A 20,919-nucleotide genomic window follows, 5' to 3' on the forward strand; every position below is an offset into this window, starting at 1 on the left:
CAAAACGTTGCGAATCATTTTCTCGACGATACAACATAACATTACTATATTGCCCGCCCGTTTTTCTTATCGGGCAGTGTGGCGCTAGCTCCTGCTCGTCAATCGGACTTGCCAAGGATCTGCCCATGCCTCTCAGAACCCGCCCTCACCTTTCACTGCTCGCTGGCGCCCTCGCCGCCTGGCTGACACTGACATCCGGCCACGTCGGCGCCGAAGATCGCGTGTTCGACGTGGTCGCGCCGTTCGAGATCGGCGGGCTGGATCCGGCGATTTCCGGTTTCATTTTCCAGCGCATGCAGATCACCGAAACCCTGCTCGAGGCCGATGCCAAGGGTCAGCCACTACCGGCACTGGCCGAGCGCTGGAGCGTTTCGGGCGACGGTAGGCAGTGGACCCTGTCGATCCGCCAGGGCGTGAAGTTTCATGATGGCAGCGACCTCACCGCAGCCGTCGCCGCTCATGCTCTGGAGGCGGCGCGCAAGAAGCCCGGCATGCTGCGTGACGCGCCGATCACCGCGATCAGTGCCAATGGCAATGACGTGGTGATCGCCCTGAGCAAGCCCTTCAAACCGCTGGCGGCGCTGCTGGCGCACTCGTCCACCAACATTCTGGCCAGCGCAGCCTATGACGCCGACGACAACGTCAAGCAGATCATCGCCACCGGGCCCTATCGGCTGACCCTGCTGGAGCCGCCGCAGCGCCTCGCCGCCGAGCGCTTCGACGGTTACTGGGGAACCAAACCGAGTATCGAGAAGGCCACCTACCTCGGCGCCGGTCGCGGCGAAACCCGCGCTCTGATGGCCGAGAGCGGTGGTGCTGAACTGGTGTTCCAGCTCGATCCGCCGAGCATCGCGCGCCTGCAACGCAACCCCAACGTGCAGGTGCTGATGGGCCCGGTGCCGCGCGTGCTGGTGCTGGCGGCGAATGCCGGCAACGGCGCCACGGCGCCGGTCGAGGTGCGCCGTGCCCTGAGCCTGGCGATCAACCGCGAAGGCATCACCGCTGCCGTGTTGCGCGCCCCAGGCACCGGCGCGACGCAGATGTTCGCAGGCAGCGTGCCGGCCTGGCACGACGCCAGCCTGCCGCCCTTGAAATACGACCCGCAGGCCGCCCGCGACCTTCTCAAGGACCAGGGCTGGGCGCCGGGTGCCGACGGCATTCTGGAAAAAAACGGCCAGCGCCTGCAGCTCAAATTGCTTACCTATTCGGATCGCCCGGAACTGCCGCTGATCGCCACCGCCCTGCAGGCGCAACTGCGTGAGGTGGGTGTGGACGTGGAAGTCGCCGTGGCCAACGCCAGCGCCATCCCCGCCGCGCACAACGACGGCACCCTGCAACTGGCCCTGTACGGCCGCAACTACGCCCTGGTGCCCGACCCGCTGCTGACCCTGATGGCCGACTTCGGCAACGGTGGTGCCGAGTGGGGCCCGCTGGGCTGGAACAACCCGCAGTTCGACCAGACCCTGAGCAAACTGCTGGCCAGCAATGATCCGGTCGAGCAACAGCAGTTGCGCAACGAGCTGATGAAGCGGGTGCAGACCGATCTGCCGCTGATTCCGATCGCCTGGTATCGCCAGTCCATCGCCGTGTCCAAGCAGGTCGAAGGCGCCGCCATCGATCCGTTCGAGCGCACCTTCGGCCTGAGCAACATGCGGTGGCGCCCATGATCCGCCTGCTGGGCTTTCGCCTGCTGCAGGCGGTGATGGTCGCCGTGCTGATCGGCGCGCTGACCTTTCTGCTGATGAGCCTGCTGCCCGGTGATGCCGCCTACCGCATCGCCGCCGGGCGCTATGGCTACGACCTGGTCAACAGCGCCGCCGCTGAAGCGGTGCGCGCCGAACTGGGCCTGGACCAACCGGTACTGTGGCGCTTCACCGCGTGGATCGGCGACTTGCTGACCCTCGATCTGGGCAACTCGCTGGTTACCGGCCGGCCGGTGATGGACATGGTCGCCCACGAACTGGGCAGCTCCGTGCGCCTGGCGGTCGGTGCCGTGCTGCTGTCCTTTCTGATTGGCCCGCCGATCGGAGTGATCGCCGGCTTGCGCCCGGGTGGCGTGCTGGATCGCGGCCTGCTGCTGCTCAGCACGGTCACTCGCGCCATCCCGCACTTCGTGCTCGGGGTGATTCTGGTGATGATCTTCTCGGTGTGGCTGATGGTGCTGCCGTCCGCCGGCCACGGCAGCTTCACCCACACCATCCTGCCGACGCTGACCCTGGCGCTGGGGCTCGCGGCGGTCTCCTCCCGGGTCGCAAGGGACGCCACCGTGGCGGTGGCGTCGTCCGCCTACTTCGCTTTCGGGCACCTCAAAGGTCTGAGCGGCACCCAGGTATTCCTGCGCCACGGCCTGCGCAATATCGGCGTGCCGGTGGTGACCTACCTCGGCGTACAGCTGGTGTACCTGATCGAAGGCGTGGTGGTGGTCGAGACCCTGTTCGCCTGGCCGGGCATCGGCCATGGCCTGGTGCACGCCATCGTCCAGCGCGACGTGCCCATGGTGCAGGGCACCGCGTTGGCCATGGGGCTGATGTTCGTGCTGCTCAATACCGCCGTGGACCTGCTCAACCACCTGATCGACCCGCGCCGGAGAACCGCATGAGCCTGGAAATCGCCATCGCCGAGGCGGCGCCCGCACCGCGCGCGACCGTCCTTTACATCGGCCTCGCCCTGCTCGCGGCACTGGTCGCCTTCGCCGTCTGCGTACCACTGTTCTGGGGCGTGGACATCGCCAAGCAGGACTACAGCGCGATTCTCGCAGGCCAGAGCAGCGCCCATCCGATGGGCACCGATCACCTGGGCCGCGACATGCTCGCGCGCCTGGCCGCTGCAGTGCGTCTGTCGCTGGGCCTGGCGCTAGTCAGCGTCGCCACCGCGGCCATCCCCGGCGTGCTGCTGGGTATCCTGGCGGCCTGGAAAGGTGGTTGGGTCGACAAGGGTCTTGGGCTGCTGGCCGAGATGTTCCTGGCCCTGCCCGGCCTGCTGTTGGTACTGCTGATCGTGGCCATCTACCCCGGCTCGTTTCTCGCCCTGTATGGCGCGGTGGCGCTGGTGCTGTGGATCGAATATTTCCGCATGACCCGCGCCCTGGCGCGCACCGTGCTGGCCTCGCCAGCGGTGGCCGCCTCGCAACTGCTCGGCTTCGGTCCGCTGTACATCGCTCGTCGCCACCTGTTGCCGGAACTGGCTCCGCTGCTGATGACCATCGCCGCCTTTGGCGCGGCCGCGGCGATCATGGCCATCGCCGCCCTGGGCTTCGTCAGCGTCGGCGTCAAGCCGCCGACCGCCGAGCTGGGACTGATGATCACCGAGCTGCTGCCGTACTTCGCCGAAGCGCCGTCGGTGATCGCCCTGCCGATCACCGTGATCTTTCTCATCGTTCTGTCATTGCTGCTGATTGCCGGGGGGCGCAAGCCATGAAACCACTGCTGAGCACCCGCGCCCTGGCCATCCGCACCGCCACGGCGCAACTCGTCGAGCCGCTGTCCATCGATCTGTGGCCGGGCAAAGTGCTGACCATCATCGGCGAGACCGGCTCGGGCAAGAGCCTGTTCGCCCAGGGCATCGTCGGCAACCTGCCAGCGGGCCTCTCGGCCCACGGCGAGATCGAACTGGCCGGCGGCCTGTGCGAACAAGGCCAGGCCAGCGGCCGGCGTGCCGCCTGGGGCCGCGAAGTCGCCGTGCTGCCCCAGGAACCCTGGCTGAGCCTGGACCCGACCATGCGCGCCCTCGATCAGGTCGCGGAAACCTACCGCTTCGTGGTCGGCAAAAGCGCCCAGGCCTCGCGTCAGCAAAGCCGCAGGGATCTGACGCAGCTGGGCATCGAACAGGCCGAGGCGAAGTTTCCCTTCCAGCTCTCCGGCGGTATGGCCCAGCGCCTGGCGTTCGCCGCCACCCACGCCGGTGGCGCCAAGGTGATGATCGCCGACGAACCCACCAAGGGCCTCGACAGCGCGCGTATCGGCGAAGTGATCAGCCTGTTGCAGGCGGGCATCGCCGAGGGCGGCGCGCTGCTGATCATCACCCACGATATCGAGGTGGCGCGCCAGCTCGGTGGCGAGGTGATGATCATGCTCAAGGGCCGCGTCATCGAGAGCGGCAGCGCCGAGCAGGTACTGGATGCGCCGACCCATGAGTACACCCGCCGCCTGCTGAACGCCGATCCGGCGCGCTGGCCACGCCATGAGCCGCCAGCGCCGAGCGGCGAGCCGGTGGTTCAGGTGCGCGACCTCGCCGTGGAGCGCGGCGACCGCACTCTGTTCGAGGGTTTGTCTTTCGATGCGCGCCCTGGCGAAGTGGTGGGTGTGACCGGCCCCTCGGGCTGCGGCAAGTCGACCCTGGGCGACGTCATTCTCGGCCTGATGCAGGCGCGCAGCGGCAGCGTGACCAAGCACCGCGAGGCGCCGCGCGTGGCCTTCCAGAAGCTCTACCAGGACCCGGTGGCGGCCTTCGCGCCAACGGTCACCCTGGGCCGCTGCCTGACCGATCTGGTCAAGCTGCATCGCCTCGATGCCAGCCGTATCGACGGGCTGCTGCACCGCCTGCGCCTCGACCGCGGCCTGCTCGACCGCCTGCCCGGCAACGTCTCCGGCGGCGAGCTGCAGCGTTTTTCCCTGCTGCGCGTGCTGCTGCTCGACCCGGTGTTCATCTTCGCCGACGAACCCAGCTCGCGCCTCGACCTGATCACCCAGCAGGAGATGATCGAACTGCTGGTGGAAACCGCCCGGGAACGCCGCACCGCGGTGCTGCTGGTCAGTCACGACGAAGCGCTGATCGAGGCGGTAGCGAATCAGCGCATTCGCCTGGGCAACTGAAATGAGTGCAGCGGATTCAGCGCTTCGCTGAACCGCCGTCCGCAGCCAGCATCTCGTCGATCCAGCACGCCTGGCGCTCCAGCTTCTGGTCCGGCTGGCCCTGCTGAGCGCGGGCCAGGCTGGCCAGGGTTTGCTGCTTGAGGCGTAGCAGACGCTGCCACTTGGCGAGAAAATCCGGGCTGCGTTCTTGCAGCAACAGCGGGCCGAAATACAGCTCAGGTTCGCTATAGCGCGTCGGCTCGCCGGGCGCGGCGACGATGATTTCGTAGAAGAAGCGGTTTTCCTGCAGCAGTTCCTCGTGGCGGATGCGGTAGCCGTTATCCATCAGCCATTGACGCAGCGGCTGCTCGCCACCATTGGGTTGCAGGATCAATAACTCGTGGCCGGCGAGCCGCGCCTTGTCCCGTGCGAGGATGTCGCGAATGGTCTCGCCGCCCATGCCACAAAAGCTGATGGCGGTGATGCGGTCGCCAGGCTCGATGGCCGCCAGACCGTCGGCCAGGCGCACGGCGATGCGATCACCCAATTCGTTCTCGCGCACGCTGCGCTCGACCGCACGCAGAGGCGTCAGCGCCACCTCGCCGGCCACCGCCGCGCTGATCACGCCACGCTGCATCAGCGCGACGAGCAGGTAGCCGTGGTCGGTGCCGATATCTGCCAGCCGCGCACCGGTGGGCACCTGGGCGGCGACGCGCTCAAGGCGTGCGGAGAGTTGGCGTGGGTTCAACGGCGACCTCGTGAGCAACGCGGACCAGGCTTTGGCCGCGCGGCCGGCGATTCTGTCGGGCAATGACTGGTGAAGCAACCGTGGTGACGCACCGGCTTGTTTTTGGCGAACCGCGGCAAGCAGCAGGCAGGTCAGCTACCGAGGCTTCGACACAAAGCTAATTTCCCTGACCATTCAGGCGCTGCTTTTGAGATATGTCTTATTAACCTGCTCCCCTTCGCTACCTAGGCTTCACAGGTGATGCACTCACAGCGCTCATGGCCTTAATCCAAGGGCCGACTGCAGCGCATCGTTGTATGACCGCCTGTTGAGGAAGGGGCATGACGTCCACTAGCAGATTCACCCATGAAGCAAAGAACAAGCTACCGCGCCTGATAGGTCGATGGTGCCTAGCGATTGTCGCGGTATTCATTTTCATCGAACTGCAGATGCTGACCATCACTCTGGTCGGCCCAGACAACTGGAATCCGCTTTGGATGCTGGCTGCACAAGGGCTGGCAGGCGCTGCATTGCTGCTATTGGCCATGCTCGAGTATCACGGCAGGGGCGGTATCCGGTCCTTGATGGGAAACAACACCCGCAAAGCCCTGAATATGGCACTGCCCCTGGTGGCAGCAGTGTTCATTGTGACGACGCTCGTAGACGCCGTAATGGGTGGCCAAGCGCAACCTTTCATCGCACCGATGCTTTCCAGCCTGTCCGTGGGCCAGAAGGTCGTGTTCTTCGCGATGCTGCTCACTATTCCTGCGCTGAGTGACGAGCTTCTCTACCGTCACTTTCTGATTCGTCTTTTTCCAATGAACAGCCGCTCTTGGCGATGGGTCGCCGTCATGGTGACGACCGTCGTGTTCGTGATAGCCAATGGCGATTACCACAGCCGGTCGTCGTTCGTGCTGATGGCCTGCCTGGGGGCGATTCTAGGTGTGGTGCGAATCTGCAGCGGAGGGCTGGCAGCCCCTATTTTGCTGCATGGCCTCGCCATGGCAGCAGGTTTGGCCTCAAGTCTTTTTCTTTCAACGCTCGACTGATCAACCCGGTGCGATAAAGGCTGGCTATTGATCGAGAATTTTGAATCCATGAGGTAACGTTCGACGACAATCACTCACACAAAGCCATTGGGCCTTACCTAAAACGCGCGCATAAACCTGTACCAGCGAAAGCCAGCCGTTCATGACAGCTCGTCGCTCGGCGTACGGCTGCACTTCAGATAATTACAGAACACGCGGATACTCCTCGGACACCGTCTTCCCTTGGAGCATCCACGTGAGCTGGAAACTGTCCGCGCGCGTCTTCGTTTTGTTTTCCGGCCTCTGTTCGGCGTGCTTCGCGGCGCCCCCCATGAACCAGGGTGTCATTCACTTCAGTGGCAGCGTCGTGGAGCCTGCCTGTTCGTTCTCATCGGTGGCGGACACGTTGCGTCTGGATGCCTGCTCGTCCAAATCGCACCCTGCCAAGGTCGCCGTACAACCGTTGCCTCGATCACTTGAAGCAGGCTCCGCGAACGGCGCACAGATGCAGGCCAAACTCATATCCGACACGTCTCGCGGTCGCCTTCACGACCAGCGGTATGTGCTGGTTACCGCCACGGGCAAACCCGTGAAAACAGGCCACTACCTGGTGACGCTGACCGAGCTGTAAGCGCCGCCTAGAGCAGCTCCAGCCGCCTGGACACCAAGGAGCTGCTCATGCGAGCTACACCGGCATAGCAGCTCGCCCTTTGGCGGGGACACTGATTCAGATACGTCCTATTCAGTCGTCCTCTCCACATTCTTACCCTTGTAAGAATGAAGCTCACACATTTCCTCCCGCCCAGCGATTCGGACTTCTCGACGCCCCATACGGCTCGCAGGCTGCTGCGCCTGTTTGCCCTGGCACTGGTCCTGGGCGTGTACGTCGGTGCTTACAGCTACCAGCGTTCGGCGTTCAATGAAGAGGTTTCACTGCGCCGCAGCTTCATGAACGAGGCGATCTCCGACGCCCAGACGTTCTTCGTCAGCAGACAGACGCTTCTGAAAAGCCTGGGCCTTTCGACGGTTCGGCATCTGACGCCACCCGAGGGCGAACTCAACAGCGCCCCCAGCGAAGAAGTGCATATCAGCCTAGGCGAACCGGGCAACCTGTGGAGCCTCTGGCTGACCAGGCGCATGCTCGATTACCTGCGGGCCAATCAGGTCAATCTGGTTTATGTCCCGCAGCGGGAAAAACCGGAACTGGTGCGACTCTTCGCAGCATCCGAAGCACCCAACACGGTACCCACCGACGTACTGCAGCGGTTGCTGGAAGTGGACAGTGGCAAGGTCTCGACCGCCGACGAACTGTGGCTCACCGAACAAAGCCGCCTGGATTCGCCGCTGTACATCTTCACCCGACTGGATGAACGCAGCCCGACTTCAGGCTGGCTGGGCCTGGAGGTCGATGGTCCCGATCTACTCAGTGCCCTGCAGCACGAAAAGGCAGGTGACTTCATGCTGCTAGACGGGGCGGGCAAGCTGATTCTGAGCAGCGCGCCCTATCATCCCAGGGCGCTAAGCCTGTTGAATAACCAGCGTGCCACGGCAAGCTTCGGCTGGGAGGGCAGCGGCTGGTTGCCAGACCGCCTAGCCATCCGCAAGCACCTGAGCTATTCGCACTGGCAAATCGTCTACAGCCTGGAATTTCGCTCGCTACTGCCGAGCCTCGCCGCACCTTTCGCCGTGTGCCTTGTTCTGTGCATCTTCATCAGCGCGTTGATGCTTTGGCTGGTCCGGCACATCGACCAGCGGCTGATCGAGCCTGCCGCCCACCGTATCGAAGCACTGGTGGAAAGCGAGGCGTTCAGCAGTGCGGTTATCCGTATCGCCCCCGTGGCGCTGTGCGTACTGCGTCGCAGCGACGGTGCCGTAGTTCTGGAAAACCCCTTGTCGCAACAGTGGCTTGGCGACGGTGGAGAACGCGAACAGTTGTGTCACGGCTGGATTCGCCGCGCCTTCGACGAGGCCGAGCACAGCAGCACCGATGAACTGCAGATGGCCGACGGGCGCCACCTGTACCTGAGCTTCGCACCTACCCGCTACCAGCGTGAGGACGTTCTGATCTGCGCGTTCAGCGACATCACTGAACGCAAGCTGGTGGAGTTGGCGCTGCAGCGTGCACGGGCACTGGCCGATGCGGCCAACGAGGCGAAGACATTGTTCCTGGCAACCATGAGCCATGAGATCCGCACGCCCCTGTATGGCGTGCTCGGCACCCTGGAACTGCTCGGTCGCACCCAGCTCGACGCGCAGCAGCGGGGTTATCTGAACGCCATCGAAGGCTCTTCGGCGACGCTGCTGCAGCTGATCTGCGACGTACTGGATGTCTCCAAGATCGAGGCGGGGCAACTGGCCTTGGAGTTGAGCGTGTTCTCGCCACTCGAACTCGCCCAGGAGGTGATCCAGAGCTACACCGGTGCGGCGCAAGGCAAGGAATTGCAGTTGTTCGCCTGTATCGCCCCCCGGCTGCCGGACCTGGTACGCGGTGATGTCACGCGGATTCGCCAGATTCTCAACAACCTGCTCAACAATGCACTCAAGTTCACCGACAGCGGACGCATCGTATTGCGTCTGACAGAGCAAAGCCGGGAAGGCGAACGCTGCATGCTGCAGTGGCAGGTTGTCGATACCGGCAAGGGTATTCGCGCACAAGACCAACCGTTTCTCTTCGATCCTTTCTACCAGAGCAATGGAACCACCAACGTAGTAGCCGGGACCGGGCTGGGTCTGTCGATCTGCAAACGCCTGGTGGATCTGATGAATGGCACCCTGTGCGTGTTCAGCGAGCCCGGGCTGGGTAGCAGCTTCACCTTCGCGCTGCCGCTGGAGCAAGTGAGTAGACCAGACGCGGGCGCCTGGGCGATGGCGCTGCTCGACGAGCCCGTTTACGTGTGGTCGACGGTGCAGGAGCTGGCCGATAACGTCGCTGGCTGGCTACGCCGCTGGGGTGCGCGGGCGCAATCGCGTATCCCCAGCCTGTCCATCGCAGATGGCACTGCCGTATTGGTAGAGCTGCATCCCGCGCCCAGCAGTTCGTCGCCCTTGTCTGCATGGCCGGGTCCACGGGTGATTGCTGTCGTCGATGGGCACGGCACCCCTAACGCATCGCCGACCAGTTGGCAGATTGGCCTGAACGACCTACGAGCACTGAACAGGGCGGTGAGCAAAGCGCAGGGTCGACAGGAGCTGCACAGTCCAGCGCCCCTCCAAACGCCTTTCGAGCCAAAGCTGCAGCTGCACGTCCTGGTTGTAGAGGACAACCTGATCAACCAATTGATCCTGCGCGACCAGTTGGAGGAGCTGGGATGCACAGTGGCGCTGTCACGTGACGGTGTCGACGCGTTGTCACTTTGGCACGCAGGCGATTTCGACATCATTCTCACCGACGTCAACATGCCGCGCATGAATGGTTACGAACTCACCAAGCAGCTGCGCGAACTGGGTTGTACGCAGCCAATCGTGGGCGCCACAGCCAACGCCATGCTGGATGAGGCCGATCGCTGCCTGAATGCCGGCATGGACGATCTGCTGGTCAAACCGTTTACCTTGCGGGCGCTTTATCAGTGCCTGCAGGCCTATCAGAGAGGCGTGCTTTGAATGTCTATCGCGTGCTCATTGTGGAAGACCATCCCTTTCAGCACCACTATCTGGCCAATGTCTTCCAAGCCGCTGGCGGCTTCGAAGTCGACTTTGTCTGGGACGGTACCAGCGCCATGGAACGCCTGTCCCAGGGGCGCTACGACCTGCTGCTGAGCGATCTGATGATGCCGCAGATGGACGGCGTGCAATTGATACAACGCCTGGCCCAACTGCCAGCACCGCCAGCTCTGGCGCTCATGACCGCCGCATCACGCCGCATGCTCGTAGGCTCGGGACAGGTGGCCAAGAACCTTGGGCTGCGCGTGGCCGGGCTGATCTCCAAACCGGTGGGCGTCGCCGATATCCGATCCCTGCACCAGGGCCTGGAACAGCTGGCTCAGCAGGCACGATCGCCAAGCGACCAGCCACGCGGCTGCCGCTCAAGAAACACACTGCTCCGCGCCTTGAACAACGGCGAAATCCAGGCCTGGTTTCAACCCAAGAAATCCCTGCATGATGGCCGCATCGTTGCTGCCGAAGCGCTGGTGAGGTGGATTCATCCGGATGAAGGCATGCTCATGCCAAGTGCATTTCTCGACGAGATCGAAAGCAACGGGCTTGAAGATCACCTGTTGACGTGCATGCTGGACCAGACGCTGGCAGCGCAAGCGCGCTGGCAGCAGATGGGTTATCAGTTGCCCGTTTCGATCAATCTGCCTACGCACTTGCTCGACCAGGATGACCTGGTTGACCGCTTGCTGACGCAAGTAAGGACATACCAGGCGGAGCCGAGGCAGATAACCTTCGAGCTCACTGAAAACTCCATGACCCAGCTTTCCAGCAGCTACTACGCAGGTGCCTGCCGTTTGCGCCTGATGGGCTTCGGGCTGGCTCAGGACGACTTCGGCAAGGGCTACAGCTCTTACTTCAACCTGGTATCCACTCCATTCACCGAACTCAAGATAGACCGTTCCCTGGTTCACGGCTGTGCAACCAATGAAAGTCTGGCCTCAGCCCTGCTCAGCATCGCTGACCTGGGCCGCCAGCTAGGTTTGACCACCGTTGCAGAAGGGGCTGAGAGCCAGGAAGAGCTGGCAGTCTTGAGGCGCGTTAACTGTGACCAGGTCCAGGGCTTCATCATTTCTCATGCTGTATCGCGGGATGACTTTACTCGACTATTGATAGAAGATGGCTCATTGCCACCAACCCAATAACCATCAGCTCAAAGGTTAAAGCCCCAGGCAAGGCGAACCGATAAAGCTCGGAGTAAAGAGATCTTTGCGCTCTGGCTCCCGCCCCTCTCAAGTCGAGCGATATTCAACATGAAACATGCAAGCCTGCGCCTGGACAAGCTGGCGCAAAGCTCCCAACGCCTGAACAAGGCACTGCTGTTGCTGACCGGTCTCGTACTGGTGCTATGCAGCACGTGCTATTGGGCGATTTCACGGCTGTTGGAGGCCGAGCAGCAGCGTGTGGAGTTCCATTTCGCCCGGGTGATCGAGATCGTCCACGAACACGAAAGTTTTCTGCGCAACGTTGCCACAGGCTATCGGCAGAGCGACCTTCCGGCACTCAAGTCGGTTCAGTCGGTAACGGTCATTGAATCTCAGCCCTCTGAGGGCCAGGAACTGCTCAAGGCCAAGGGTTTCGAACTATCGATGCCGTTCAGCCTGTCCCACGCGAACAGCTTCAACAAGGAGGACATCGGTCGGGCACTGGCGTTTGGCGTGCAACTGACCGACTACTACGGCGGGTTCTGGGCAGCATCCTTCTATGCATCGCCGCAACTGTTCGTCATGGCGCCCAATGGGCAGGCCAGCCTGGCGATACCAGCCGTCAACGACCAGCGCCAGCACTTGCCCTTGCTGCCGGAACAATACGCGACCGTGGTCGACCGCCTACGCCAGCTGACACGTAGCATGCCCGACCTCAATGATCGGCAGGTGCGCTGGAGCCGGGCACCGCTGCGTCTCTATCAGGATCACCGCAGCATCGTCGCGATGATCACCGTGGATGCCGCCAAGGCACTCCTGGCCAACACCACTCCCGACGACCTGCTGACCCTCGCCGTCGTCGTGGATACCGCCCAGGTCGACGAATTCGAGCGCGTGCTGCGCCTGTCGGTCTACAACCAGTTCACGCTGATTGCCCCCGACGGCACCATCGTGCTCGGTGATCTGGGGACCGACGACATGGCACCTATGGGCCTGAGCTTTACCAGCCAGGGCCTCAGATTCAAGATGGCCTCGACCAACGGCGAGCGCTGGACCGGCCTGTATGCGATCAGCTACCAGGATTTCCTACGCTACGCCAAATGGCCGTTGCTGGGTCTGATCCTGACCTTCATCGCCGCCGTACTCGTCGGCATTTTGATCAACCGCTGGTACAAGGCCAGTATCGTCATCCCGGCTCAACGCGCCCAGGACCGTCTGTTCGAGAGCGAGGCCTTCAACCGCATCATGCTACACAACGCCCCGGTGGGCCTGTACGTGATACGGCGCAGCGACGGGCAACTGCTGCTGGAAAACCAGCGTGCCGCACAGCTGGGCGCTACCGACTCATTGCTGCAGGTACTGGAGGCCAACCACGGCGAGCAGGCACCGGGAGAGATGTGCCTGCAGGTCGGCGAGCACTACCTGCAGGTCGTGGTAGTCGCCGCACGCTACGAGGGCCAGGACGTGTATCTCTGCGGTTGCAATGACATCACCCGTCATGTGGATGAGACGCTGCATCTCAACCAGGCCCGTCGCCAGGCCACGGCCGCCAACGAAGCCAAGACGGTGTTCCTGGCGACCATGAGCCACGAGATCCGTACGCCGCTGTATGGCGTGCTCGGCAACCTGGAACTGCTTGGCCTCACCGACATGAGTGAACGCCAGCGCCAGTACCTGGAAATCATTCAGGGTTCGTCCACCGTACTGTTCCAGCTGATCAGCAACGTGCTCGACGTGACGAAGATCGAGTCCGGGCAAATGGCCCTGGAAATGGCGCCGTTCGACCCCGTCCAACTGGTCGAGGAAGCGGTTCTCGGCTTTACCGCCACGGCACGCAACAAGGGCCTGCAGATCGATACGGAAATCGATCCACAGGTGCCACGCCAGATCGAAGGCGACGCGGGACGAATCAGGCAGATCCTGCACAACCTGCTGGGCAACGCCATCAAGTTCACCGACTCTGGTCGGGTACGCCTGCGCCTGATCGCTCTGGAGTTGAATGATGACAGCGTGTCCCTGCAGTGGCAGGTCACCGATACCGGGGTCGGCATTGCGGAAAAGGCACTGGAACAGCTATTCAAGCCCTTCTACCAGGTCGCTGCGGGTCAGGACGGCAATGGCGCAGGGCTTGGCCTGTCGATCTGCTCGCGCCTGAGTGAACTGATGGGCGGCAGTATGCGGGTGGTCAGCGAACCGGGCCTGGGCAGCAGCTTCTCGCTGCTCATTACCTTGCCGGTGCTACACGGCCCGGCAGCGCAAGCAGATCAGACACCGATGCTGCCAGGCATGGATGCGCCCTGTCTGAACGTGCAAGTACTGGTGGTCGAAGACAACCCGGTCAGCCAGGCCGTACTGCGTGAGCAACTCGAAGCCCTGGGTGCAAGGCCTACCGTAGCCCGCGACGGACAACAGGCGCTGCAGATATGGAACACGCAGCCGTTCGATCTGGTGATCACCGACATCAACATGCCGCGTCTCAATGGCTATGATCTGGCACGCGCCCTGCGCGAGCAGGGCGTGCAGGTGCCGATTATCGGCGTTACCGCCAATGCCCTGCGCGAAGAGGGCCGGCGCTGCCTGGCCGTAGGCATGAACGCCTGGGTGGTCAAACCACTGAGCATGAGTCTGCTGCGCCAGACGCTATTGTCGCACTGCAAGCGGGCCAGCGGCCTTTCACTGCCGACCCCAGAGCGGGAAAAGGACCGTGACGGTTGGATAGAGCTGTCCGCAGACATGCGCAAATTGATGGCCGACACCCTGCTGACTGACGTCCAGCAGGTCGAGGAAGGCCTGCAACGCAGTGACGGACTTCAGGTTCGCCAGCGCCTGCACAGCCTCAGCGGTGCCTTGGCGAGCGTGCACGCCGAGGCGTTGTACGTTGCCTGCCAACGATGGGAGAACGCGCTGCACCAAGGCCCGCTCGATGCACAGGCGAGCCAGCAGATCCGTTTGCTCTGCGACCGACTGACGGCCGTGGCCCAATGCCTGCAGAGCGAACTGTCTTGATCATCAACTTCGTAGACAAGAGAGCGCAAAATGCCTGAACTGAAGGTGGTCATCGCCGACGATCATCCCATCGTGCTGCTGGGCGTTCGCGAGATCGTCCAGCGCGATTCGCGCTACCGCCTGGTGGGCGAAGCGATCAACTCCAGTGAGCTGGTCGAGCAACTGCGCCAACATCGACCGCAGTTGCTGATCACCGACTTCAACATGCCGGGCGACTCGACCTATGGCGATGGTTTGAAACTCATCGAGTACATACTGCGCCACTTTCCCGAGACCCAGGTGCTGGTACTGACCATGATTTCCAACAACCTGATTCTCACGCGCCTGCAGGAGCTCGGCGTAGCGGGAGTGATTCAGAAAAATCATCTGCACGACGAAATAGAGAAGGCACTGAGTGCCCTCAGCGCGCAGCGCCATTACAAAAGCGTTGGTGCCGAGAGCCACTCGGTGATCGCCAACCCCCATCATGTGGAAGAGCGCTTTGAGCAGCTGTCGCCCAGGGAGCTGGAGGTGTTGCGCCTGTTCGTCACCGGTATGAGCGTCAGCGACATCGCCCGGCAACTCTGCCGCAGCAACAAGACCGTCAGCGCGCAGAAAATATCGGCCATGCGCAAGCTGGAAGCGGACAGTGACCAGGCGCTGCTGACCTACTGCATCGAGGCCAGGCAGTTCCAGTGATCAGAGGTAGAGAATCTGCATCAACAGGGTTGCGCTGAAGGCACCGGCCTCTGGCAGTTCGCCCAATGACACCGGCCTGACACGCAGGGTCAACTGCAATGGGTCGTTGCCCACTGTCCAGCTACTGGTTTGCCCCAGGCTGATGCCGGGTTTGCCATCGACACCCATCAGGCGCAACCCGAGGTTTTCGCGGCTGGTGCGCAAGGTCTGCGTGTCGATGCTGCCCAATCCGGCTGACAGCACCAGACTCACCCGGCTGTCAGGACGGCAGTCGAAGGTCAGCGGAACCTCGGTGACGCGAGCATCGCCATCGAGCAACTGGCGTACGCTGACCTCTTCAAGCTTCACGTTCATCGAGGTCGCGAAGCCAGGGCGACAGGGTGGCGTGACCAGCTTGCCGTTGACCTGAACCTGGGTGGTATCCGCGGCTTGCGCCAACACGCTGCCCGATACCGCCAGTAGCATCCAGAACAACGCTCTCATAGGTAAGTGATCGTCATGACCATGGCCGAACTGAATTGCCCAGGCGACAAATCACCGCGTTTGACCAGTTGCGCCTTGAGGCTGAGGTTCACGGTCCCGCTGAGGTTGCTATAGGTCTTGGTCGTGCCTTGCAGATTGGCTGCGGAGTTGTCGGCCCACAGCAAGGACACCCCCAAGTTATCGACAGTGGTCTTGGCAACCGTGGAGGTATAGGTGCCATTGGTGGAGCTGAAGCCGACCTTCAGCGACGAGCCGGCTGGGCAATTCAGGGTCACAGGCAGGTTTTTCGTCCCGGTCTCGGAAACCTGATCTGTGCGCACGTCTCCGAATTCGGCCTTTAAGGTTGTCGACGAACTCAGTGTGCAAGGTGGTCGCTTCAGGGTGCCACTTACGGTGATATTGACCATGTCTGCAGCGTTCACAGCACTACAGAAGAAACAAAGCGCAAGCCAGAGTACTTTCATGGAAGCCTCAAAGGTAGTTGATGACCAGCGTGTACTGGCTCTGGAATGCACCAGCTGGCGACTGCGAAGATGCCAGTTGGGGCTTGAAGGTCAGGTTCAACGCGTTATTACCCGCCAAGAGCTGCATGTTACGAGCGGTACTCAACTCCACCGGGCGGGAGGTATCACTCCACAACGCCTGCATGTTCAGACCTGACAGGGTGGTTTGCGAAATACCGTTGCTGGCGTTGACCACACCTTGGCTCGGTACCAGATAAACACCCGCCAACTTGCTTACCGGGCAATTGACGACAATGCTGGTCGACCGCGACTGCTTGCTCAGGTCAGCCCCACTGATACTGCCGAACGACAGGTCGACCGACTGGGGCGACAACACGCTGCAACTGGTGGACGCGACCGTTAACTTGAAGTTGTACTCATACAGCCACTCCGCGTAAGCCGGGTAGCCAATCGCGGTATACCCCACGCGAAATTTGACCTGGCGAACACCAGGCGACATTGGTGCCCGGCCCACAACATAGAAGGTGTAGGAAAAAGCAGCCCCAGGCGCCATGTATGCGCAACGTGGATTGAAGCAGTTGCCGCCATAGCTACCTAGCGGCAACGCCGTGAGATACATGTTCGGAATCGGGTCATAGAGTTGCAACTGCACGCCACTGCCCGAGGTCAGGTACAGCTCGTGATTGAGCCCGGCGCCATAGGGAAACACCCGGATCGCCTGGCAGTTGCCGCTGAACGGGATTTTTATTTCAGCGCCTGGCTCGAAGGTATAGCCGTTATAGGGAAGGCCCGAGACGCTGCAACTGATACTGCCGTCAATCAACGCATGAGCCTGGCCGGCGCACAGCCAACTCAGAACCAGCAGCAGGAGTGCCGACAGCGGGCGCCGCCGGTTGAATGGCTTGTTGTTGGTATTCATGTGTCAGGCATCCTCGGCGCCAGCCGTATCCGGCGTGCGCTCACATTGAAAGTTCATTTGGGTGATGCCGTCGGCAGCCTGCTCGTCGTCGAGATGCAACTCGCTGCTGCACCAGGGCTGACCGCCGACGCTGACCTGCAGGCGCGCCTGCGGCGGTACGCCGGTCAGGAACGCCCGGCCGTTGTCGGCCACCAGGGTGCTGCCCAGTGAATGGCCGTCGGCCGCGACCAGTTCCGCAGTGGCCGCAAACGGCGCCACCCGGCCCAGGCCGTCGCGAATACGAAACAGGATCCGCCGACCGCTTCGGGTTTCGAAATCGGCCACCACGAAGGCGCCACGATTAGGCGTGACCTCCTGCACCAACTGCTGAATATCGACATTCTCGGGAATACTCTGGGTATCCAGCGACACCCGGTTCTTGCGGTACGGCATGGCCGAAGGCACTACGGCGTAGCCATTGCCATCGGTCCGCACGCCACGTTTGTTGGTGAGGCTCACGCCTGCCGCGCCCGGAGCTGCGACGATCACATTGCTCTCTCCCAGGGGCTGCCCCAGGATCAGGTGGTTGTCATAGGCCAGCACGGAGCCCTCGATGCCCAGGTCGATCTGCCGGCTCTCTCCGGCCTGGCTGTAGCCACCACGCAAGATCGCCTGAGGCGCGTCGTACTGGGCTGCGAACGCCCCACCGACCGTGCGCTGCTCGGCGCTGCTGCGCTGGGACACGCTGGCGCTGTAGGCCAGCAGGTCATCCTTCAAGGCATTACCGCTGAGGGTCGCCATATGAGCGGTGCTACCGCTGGTACTGCGGTTGGTGCTGGCCGAAAGGCGTCGATTGCCCGGCCCGCCCAACGGCATGCTGACACTAAGCGTGAGGTTGCGGTCCTGACGCTGGCCCTGAGTCAGGCCGGCGCCCAACGAATAGGAGATGTTGCCGACATTGAAGTTGTAACCCATCTGCATGCTCAGGTCGGCAGCCTCGCTTGCCCAGTAAGCCGTCTTGGACAGGTTGACGTACATCGCCCCCAAGCTGCCCAGTTGCTGGGAGATGTTCGCGTTGAAGTTGCTTTTCATATGGCCGCTGCGATAACGAGCCGCCGGCACCACCCAGTTGTCCGCAGCGCGATACGGCTGAGTAGCCTGGGCCTCGATACGCCTGTTGATCGCCTCGCTGAAGGCGTAATAGCCGCTGGTGGAGTAGCGATAGCCCACCAGACTGAACGTGGTATTGGTCAGCGCCAGCGACTTGGAGTAGCGAAAGCGCAACGACTGACCACTGGCCGTGGACAGATTCGCTCCCAGATCGGTAGCGCGGGCGTGGGTCAGGTCGACGGACACCGCACCGAAACCGGCGAAGTCATGGGCAATGCCAAACAGGCCGGCGCCATAGCCATCGCTGAGCAAACTGCCACCGAACAACGTGGTGCCATTCGCCAGGCCGCGGCGCAGGGTCGCCTGCACGAACGTCGGGGCAATCTGGTCGGCGCTGGTCGCCGGGCGATACTGACCGAGATACAAGGAATAAGTGTGCTGCCCTTCACGCAGCATGTACGGCACCGACGAGAACGACTGGGTATAGACCTGGAGCTGACCATCAGCCGCCTCCACAGTGACCTCGATGTCGCCATTGCTGGCCGTCGGGTACAGATCCGTCAGGGCAAAAGGCCCCGAAGGCACCCACTGCTCATGAATCACATAACCGCGCTGACGAATGATCACCCGCGAGCGCCCATTGGCGATGCCACGAATCACCGGAGCGAAGCCTCGAGCATTGTCGGGCAGCATCTCCAGGTCAGAGCTTATTCCCAGGCCGCGATAAGGGATGGCATCGAAGAGATCGCCTTCGGTCGTGGCATCGCCAACGGTCGCGATTGCCATCATGTCGCCCATGTCGCGCTGGGCATAGGTTTCCAGCGACTCCCAACGTCCCGGTGTGCCGCTGCCCTGACGCCAGGTGGAGAAGTTTCGCAAACGCCAGTCGCCGGCATTCACGCCGCTGCGCAAACTGGCGAACTGATCCTGACGCCTTCCCGTTTCAGCCTGGACGGAGCTTCCGGACACTGAGTAATTGGTGAAGGCCACACGCTCGCCGCTGCTCCACTGGCGGCGCCGAACCTCGAAGGGAATATCGCCGAGGTAGGCCTGGGGCACCTCGATCGACAGGGTCTGCTGATTGAAGTCGTAGTCGTAGCTCACGCCGGCCAGGCCCTGATCGAATGCCAGACAGCTCGGGTCGCTATCGGTGCGCTTGGCCAGCACCTGCTCGGCGACTCCCTGGCTACGGAAGAAGTCGGCATCCAGGCAGGGAAACAGGCCTGTATCCGACTGGCTGGAGCGCTCTGTGACACGCACGAAGCGGATATCGCGCCGCTCGATAAAACGCTGGTTCATCGCAATATCCACACGATAAATACCCGGCAGTTGTCCCTCGCTCATCACGCCGATCTGCTGCTGGAGCTCAGCCGAACCTTGCCCGCCACCGATCTCCAGAAACGTCGGATCGAACTGAAAGCCCGCCTGCGCTGGCACCAGATGAAGGGCCAGTGCGGCTGCCAGCGGGCAGCCGACGGCCTTCACGGCGCGGCGGCGCATGAATGGGAGCGAAGCAGACATGGAAGTTCCTGGATGGCGGGTAAGGCGTATCAGTGCAGACGAACGATGGGGGCGGTGATATGGGTGCCGTAGTCGTCGATGTAACCGAGCGCGATCTCATCACCGGCTTTGGCCTTGACGGAGAACTCGCGGTGCTCACCAGGACGCAGCGCATCCACAGCGCCGTCGATGGCCTGGCCGTTGACTTTCAGTTCGCTGATCACCAGGTGGAAAGCCGAGGGATTGTCGACCGACAGCGTGCCTGCCTTCGCAGCCCAGTTCAGCCGGGTCACGCTTTCCTTGAGCGAGCCCTGCAGGCCTGCCGGCCGGTAGAACAGCTTGATGGTGGTCTTGAGCGCGATCTGCAGGACATTCTTGTCACGCTGATCGTCGCTCATGGCCGGAATCGCCTTGATATTCATCAGGTACAGGCTTTCGCGGTCCTGAGGCACATCGGCTCCGCCGGTGAACACCACGCGCAGGATGTTTTCCTTGTTGGCGTCGAGCCTGAACAACGGTGGCGTAACGATAAAGCTGTCGACGCTGGCTTCACTGCCGTTGTAGCGGCTCACCCAGGACTGCACCAGGAACGGCGAATCATCACCGCGATTGCTCACGGCAAGGTTGGCCTCTTTAGAGGCACCGTCATAGACCAGGCGAGTGGCGCCAACCATCACCGCCGCGTCGGCGCTGAACGATATCCACAGAGAGAGCAGCGGCAGAGACAGCAAGAATTTCAAACCCATGATCGATAACCTTTGAAATCCGCGGGGCACGCCGTTGAACGCGACCCGCGGCAAGCAGGAAGAGGTCTTAGCGGTAGGTCACGTCGAACGTCGCCAGGGCGTTGACCTGACCAGTGCCGATGCCTGGCGTGGTCACGGCGTCGTCACCCGAACCGACCACCGTATCGGCGGCGGTACGCACGTAGGAGGCGGTGAAGTCAAAGGTGTTGCTCTGCTTGCGCAGGGCGTATTCGACCGGGGCATTGAGCGCAACCTTGCTACCGTTGCGCGCATCGTCGATCTGAATGGCAATACCCTTGACTTGGTTTTCGCCGGTCAAGCCCAGAAGGGTCGGATCGCTGCTATCCGGCTGGCCACTGAAGGTGATGGATGCATTCTGCTTGGCATCGATGCTGCAGTTTTCCAGGCTCAGGGAGAAGTTCTTAGGCTTGGCCTTGGAGCCGACTGCCGTACCAAAATCAGCGATACGCACAGGGTCCAGCGTGACCGACTTGGTGATGTCGGAGGTGGCGATAGTGCAGGCGTTGTCGGTAACCGAGCCATTGAAGACGATCTGGCCGCTGTCGGCGAAAGAAGCGGTACTGGCCAACAGGCAGGTCGCGCCACAGGCGAGGGTGAGTTTGCTCAGAGTGTTCAGCATTGCAATGCCCCTTTTACGGTTGGATGGTTGACTGCCGACCTCATCGGTAAGCC

At 62.2% G+C, this 20,919-nt stretch carries 17 protein-coding genes; 10 read left to right on the plus strand and 7 right to left on the minus strand.

Annotation, left to right across the window (positions count from 1 at the left end; genetic code table 11):
- The first annotated feature begins 125 nt into the window (after positions 1-125).
- Genes FB481_RS14525 through FB481_RS14540 form a run of 4 tightly spaced genes read left to right on the plus strand, consistent with a single transcriptional unit; the run spans position 126 to position 4,811 of the window.
- Positions 126-1,667, plus strand: a complete 1,542-nt coding sequence (locus tag FB481_RS14525) for an ABC transporter substrate-binding protein (protein ID WP_147176853.1) — start codon at positions 126-128, stop codon at positions 1,665-1,667.
- Positions 1,664-2,599 carry an ABC transporter permease gene (locus FB481_RS14530; protein ID WP_147176854.1) on the plus strand — a complete coding sequence of 312 codons (936 nt, stop codon included), beginning with the start codon at positions 1,664-1,666 and terminating at the stop codon, positions 2,597-2,599. The genes FB481_RS14525 and FB481_RS14530 overlap by 4 nt, the downstream gene beginning before the upstream one ends.
- Complete coding sequence (locus FB481_RS14535; RefSeq protein WP_147176855.1) at positions 2,596-3,417, plus strand: ABC transporter permease; 822 nt, start codon at positions 2,596-2,598, stop codon at positions 3,415-3,417. Before FB481_RS14530 ends, FB481_RS14535 begins: the two co-directional genes overlap by 4 nt.
- Entirely contained in the window at positions 3,414-4,811 is a 1,398-nt protein-coding gene (locus FB481_RS14540) for an ABC transporter ATP-binding protein (RefSeq protein ID WP_147176856.1), read from the plus strand. Before FB481_RS14535 ends, FB481_RS14540 begins: the two co-directional genes overlap by 4 nt.
- A 16-nt stretch (positions 4,812-4,827) precedes the next feature.
- Here FB481_RS14540 and FB481_RS14545 read toward each other — a convergent pair whose 3' ends face one another.
- Positions 4,828-5,538, minus strand: coding sequence for a tRNA (adenine(22)-N(1))-methyltransferase TrmK (locus FB481_RS14545; RefSeq protein ID WP_147176857.1), 711 nt, complete (start codon positions 5,536-5,538; stop codon positions 4,828-4,830).
- Between the two features lie 320 nt (positions 5,539-5,858).
- Between FB481_RS14545 and FB481_RS14550 the strand changes: the two genes are divergently transcribed.
- The 6 genes from FB481_RS14550 (at position 5,859) to FB481_RS14575 (ending at position 15,025) form a co-directional block, all read left to right on the plus strand.
- Positions 5,859-6,566 (plus strand): CPBP family intramembrane glutamic endopeptidase, encoded by a 708-nt coding sequence (locus FB481_RS14550; RefSeq protein ID WP_147176858.1) that lies wholly within the window; start codon positions 5,859-5,861, stop codon positions 6,564-6,566.
- A 235-nt stretch (positions 6,567-6,801) separates the two neighbouring features.
- Positions 6,802-7,176: a type 1 fimbrial protein gene (locus FB481_RS14555; RefSeq protein WP_147176859.1), complete on the plus strand. Its 375-nt coding sequence runs from the start codon at positions 6,802-6,804 to the stop codon at positions 7,174-7,176.
- Positions 7,177-7,322: 146 nt separating this feature from the next.
- Positions 7,323-10,145, plus strand: coding sequence for an ATP-binding protein (locus FB481_RS14560; RefSeq protein WP_147176860.1), 2,823 nt, complete (start codon positions 7,323-7,325; stop codon positions 10,143-10,145).
- Positions 10,142-11,341 (plus strand): EAL domain-containing protein, encoded by a 1,200-nt coding sequence (locus FB481_RS14565; protein ID WP_147176861.1) that lies wholly within the window; start codon positions 10,142-10,144, stop codon positions 11,339-11,341. The genes FB481_RS14560 and FB481_RS14565 overlap by 4 nt, the downstream gene beginning before the upstream one ends.
- Before the next feature lie 108 nt (positions 11,342-11,449).
- Entirely contained in the window at positions 11,450-14,347 is a 2,898-nt protein-coding gene (locus FB481_RS14570; protein ID WP_147176862.1) for a response regulator, read from the plus strand.
- Between the two features lie 30 nt (positions 14,348-14,377).
- On the plus strand, positions 14,378-15,025 hold the full coding sequence (locus FB481_RS14575; protein WP_147176863.1) for a response regulator: 648 nt from the start codon (positions 14,378-14,380) through the stop codon (positions 15,023-15,025).
- On the opposite strand, the gene FB481_RS14580 is transcribed toward FB481_RS14575, so the two are convergent.
- The 6 genes from FB481_RS14580 to FB481_RS14605 all read right to left on the minus strand — a co-directional run bounded on the left by FB481_RS14580 (position 15,026) and on the right by FB481_RS14605 (position 20,866).
- Complete coding sequence (locus tag FB481_RS14580) at positions 15,026-15,508, minus strand: fimbrial protein (RefSeq protein ID WP_147176864.1); 483 nt, start codon at positions 15,506-15,508, stop codon at positions 15,026-15,028.
- Positions 15,505-15,972 (minus strand): fimbrial protein, encoded by a 468-nt coding sequence (locus tag FB481_RS14585; protein WP_147176865.1) that lies wholly within the window; start codon positions 15,970-15,972, stop codon positions 15,505-15,507. The genes FB481_RS14580 and FB481_RS14585 overlap by 4 nt, the downstream gene beginning before the upstream one ends.
- A gap of 7 nt (positions 15,973-15,979) precedes the next feature.
- Entirely contained in the window at positions 15,980-16,891 is a 912-nt protein-coding gene (locus FB481_RS14590) for a fimbrial protein (RefSeq protein ID WP_147176866.1), read from the minus strand.
- Positions 16,892-16,894: 3 nt separating this feature from the next.
- Positions 16,895-19,501 carry a fimbria/pilus outer membrane usher protein gene (locus FB481_RS14595; protein WP_147176867.1) on the minus strand — a complete coding sequence of 869 codons (2,607 nt, stop codon included), beginning with the start codon at positions 19,499-19,501 and terminating at the stop codon, positions 16,895-16,897.
- A 29-nt stretch (positions 19,502-19,530) separates the two neighbouring features.
- Positions 19,531-20,226, minus strand: a complete 696-nt coding sequence (locus FB481_RS14600; protein WP_147176868.1) for a molecular chaperone — start codon at positions 20,224-20,226, stop codon at positions 19,531-19,533.
- 67 nt (positions 20,227-20,293) lie between these two features.
- Positions 20,294-20,866 (minus strand): fimbrial protein, encoded by a 573-nt coding sequence (locus FB481_RS14605; RefSeq protein ID WP_147176869.1) that lies wholly within the window; start codon positions 20,864-20,866, stop codon positions 20,294-20,296.
- Positions 20,867-20,919: the final 53 nt, after the last annotated feature.

It is taken from the genome of Pseudomonas sp. AG1028, from assembly GCF_007993955.1.
Taxonomy (GTDB): Bacteria; Pseudomonadota; Gammaproteobacteria; order Pseudomonadales; family Pseudomonadaceae; genus Aquipseudomonas; species Aquipseudomonas straminea.

Excerpts from the sequence above, each read along its gene's own strand:
- FB481_RS14585 (WP_147176865.1), bottom strand. The coding sequence starts at position 15,972 with ATGAAAGTACTCTGGCTTGCGCTTTGTTTCTTCTGTAGTGCTGTGAAC.
- FB481_RS14560 (WP_147176860.1), top strand. The coding sequence starts at position 7,323 with ATGAAGCTCACACATTTCCTCCCGCCCAGCGATTCGGACTTCTCGACG.
- FB481_RS14580 (WP_147176864.1), bottom strand. The coding sequence starts at position 15,508 with ATGAGAGCGTTGTTCTGGATGCTACTGGCGGTATCGGGCAGCGTGTTG.
- FB481_RS14530 (WP_147176854.1), top strand. The coding sequence starts at position 1,664 with ATGATCCGCCTGCTGGGCTTTCGCCTGCTGCAGGCGGTGATGGTCGCC.
- FB481_RS14600 (WP_147176868.1), bottom strand. The coding sequence starts at position 20,226 with ATGGGTTTGAAATTCTTGCTGTCTCTGCCGCTGCTCTCTCTGTGGATA.
- FB481_RS14590 (WP_147176866.1), bottom strand. The coding sequence starts at position 16,891 with ATGAATACCAACAACAAGCCATTCAACCGGCGGCGCCCGCTGTCGGCA.
- FB481_RS14535 (WP_147176855.1), top strand. The coding sequence starts at position 2,596 with ATGAGCCTGGAAATCGCCATCGCCGAGGCGGCGCCCGCACCGCGCGCG.
- FB481_RS14570 (WP_147176862.1), top strand. The coding sequence starts at position 11,450 with ATGAAACATGCAAGCCTGCGCCTGGACAAGCTGGCGCAAAGCTCCCAA.
- FB481_RS14575 (WP_147176863.1), top strand. The coding sequence starts at position 14,378 with ATGCCTGAACTGAAGGTGGTCATCGCCGACGATCATCCCATCGTGCTG.
- FB481_RS14595 (WP_147176867.1), bottom strand. The coding sequence starts at position 19,501 with ATGTCTGCTTCGCTCCCATTCATGCGCCGCCGCGCCGTGAAGGCCGTC.
- FB481_RS14605 (WP_147176869.1), bottom strand. The coding sequence starts at position 20,866 with ATGCTGAACACTCTGAGCAAACTCACCCTCGCCTGTGGCGCGACCTGC.
- FB481_RS14540 (WP_147176856.1), top strand. The coding sequence starts at position 3,414 with ATGAAACCACTGCTGAGCACCCGCGCCCTGGCCATCCGCACCGCCACG.
- FB481_RS14525 (WP_147176853.1), top strand. The coding sequence starts at position 126 with ATGCCTCTCAGAACCCGCCCTCACCTTTCACTGCTCGCTGGCGCCCTC.
- FB481_RS14550 (WP_147176858.1), top strand. The coding sequence starts at position 5,859 with ATGACGTCCACTAGCAGATTCACCCATGAAGCAAAGAACAAGCTACCG.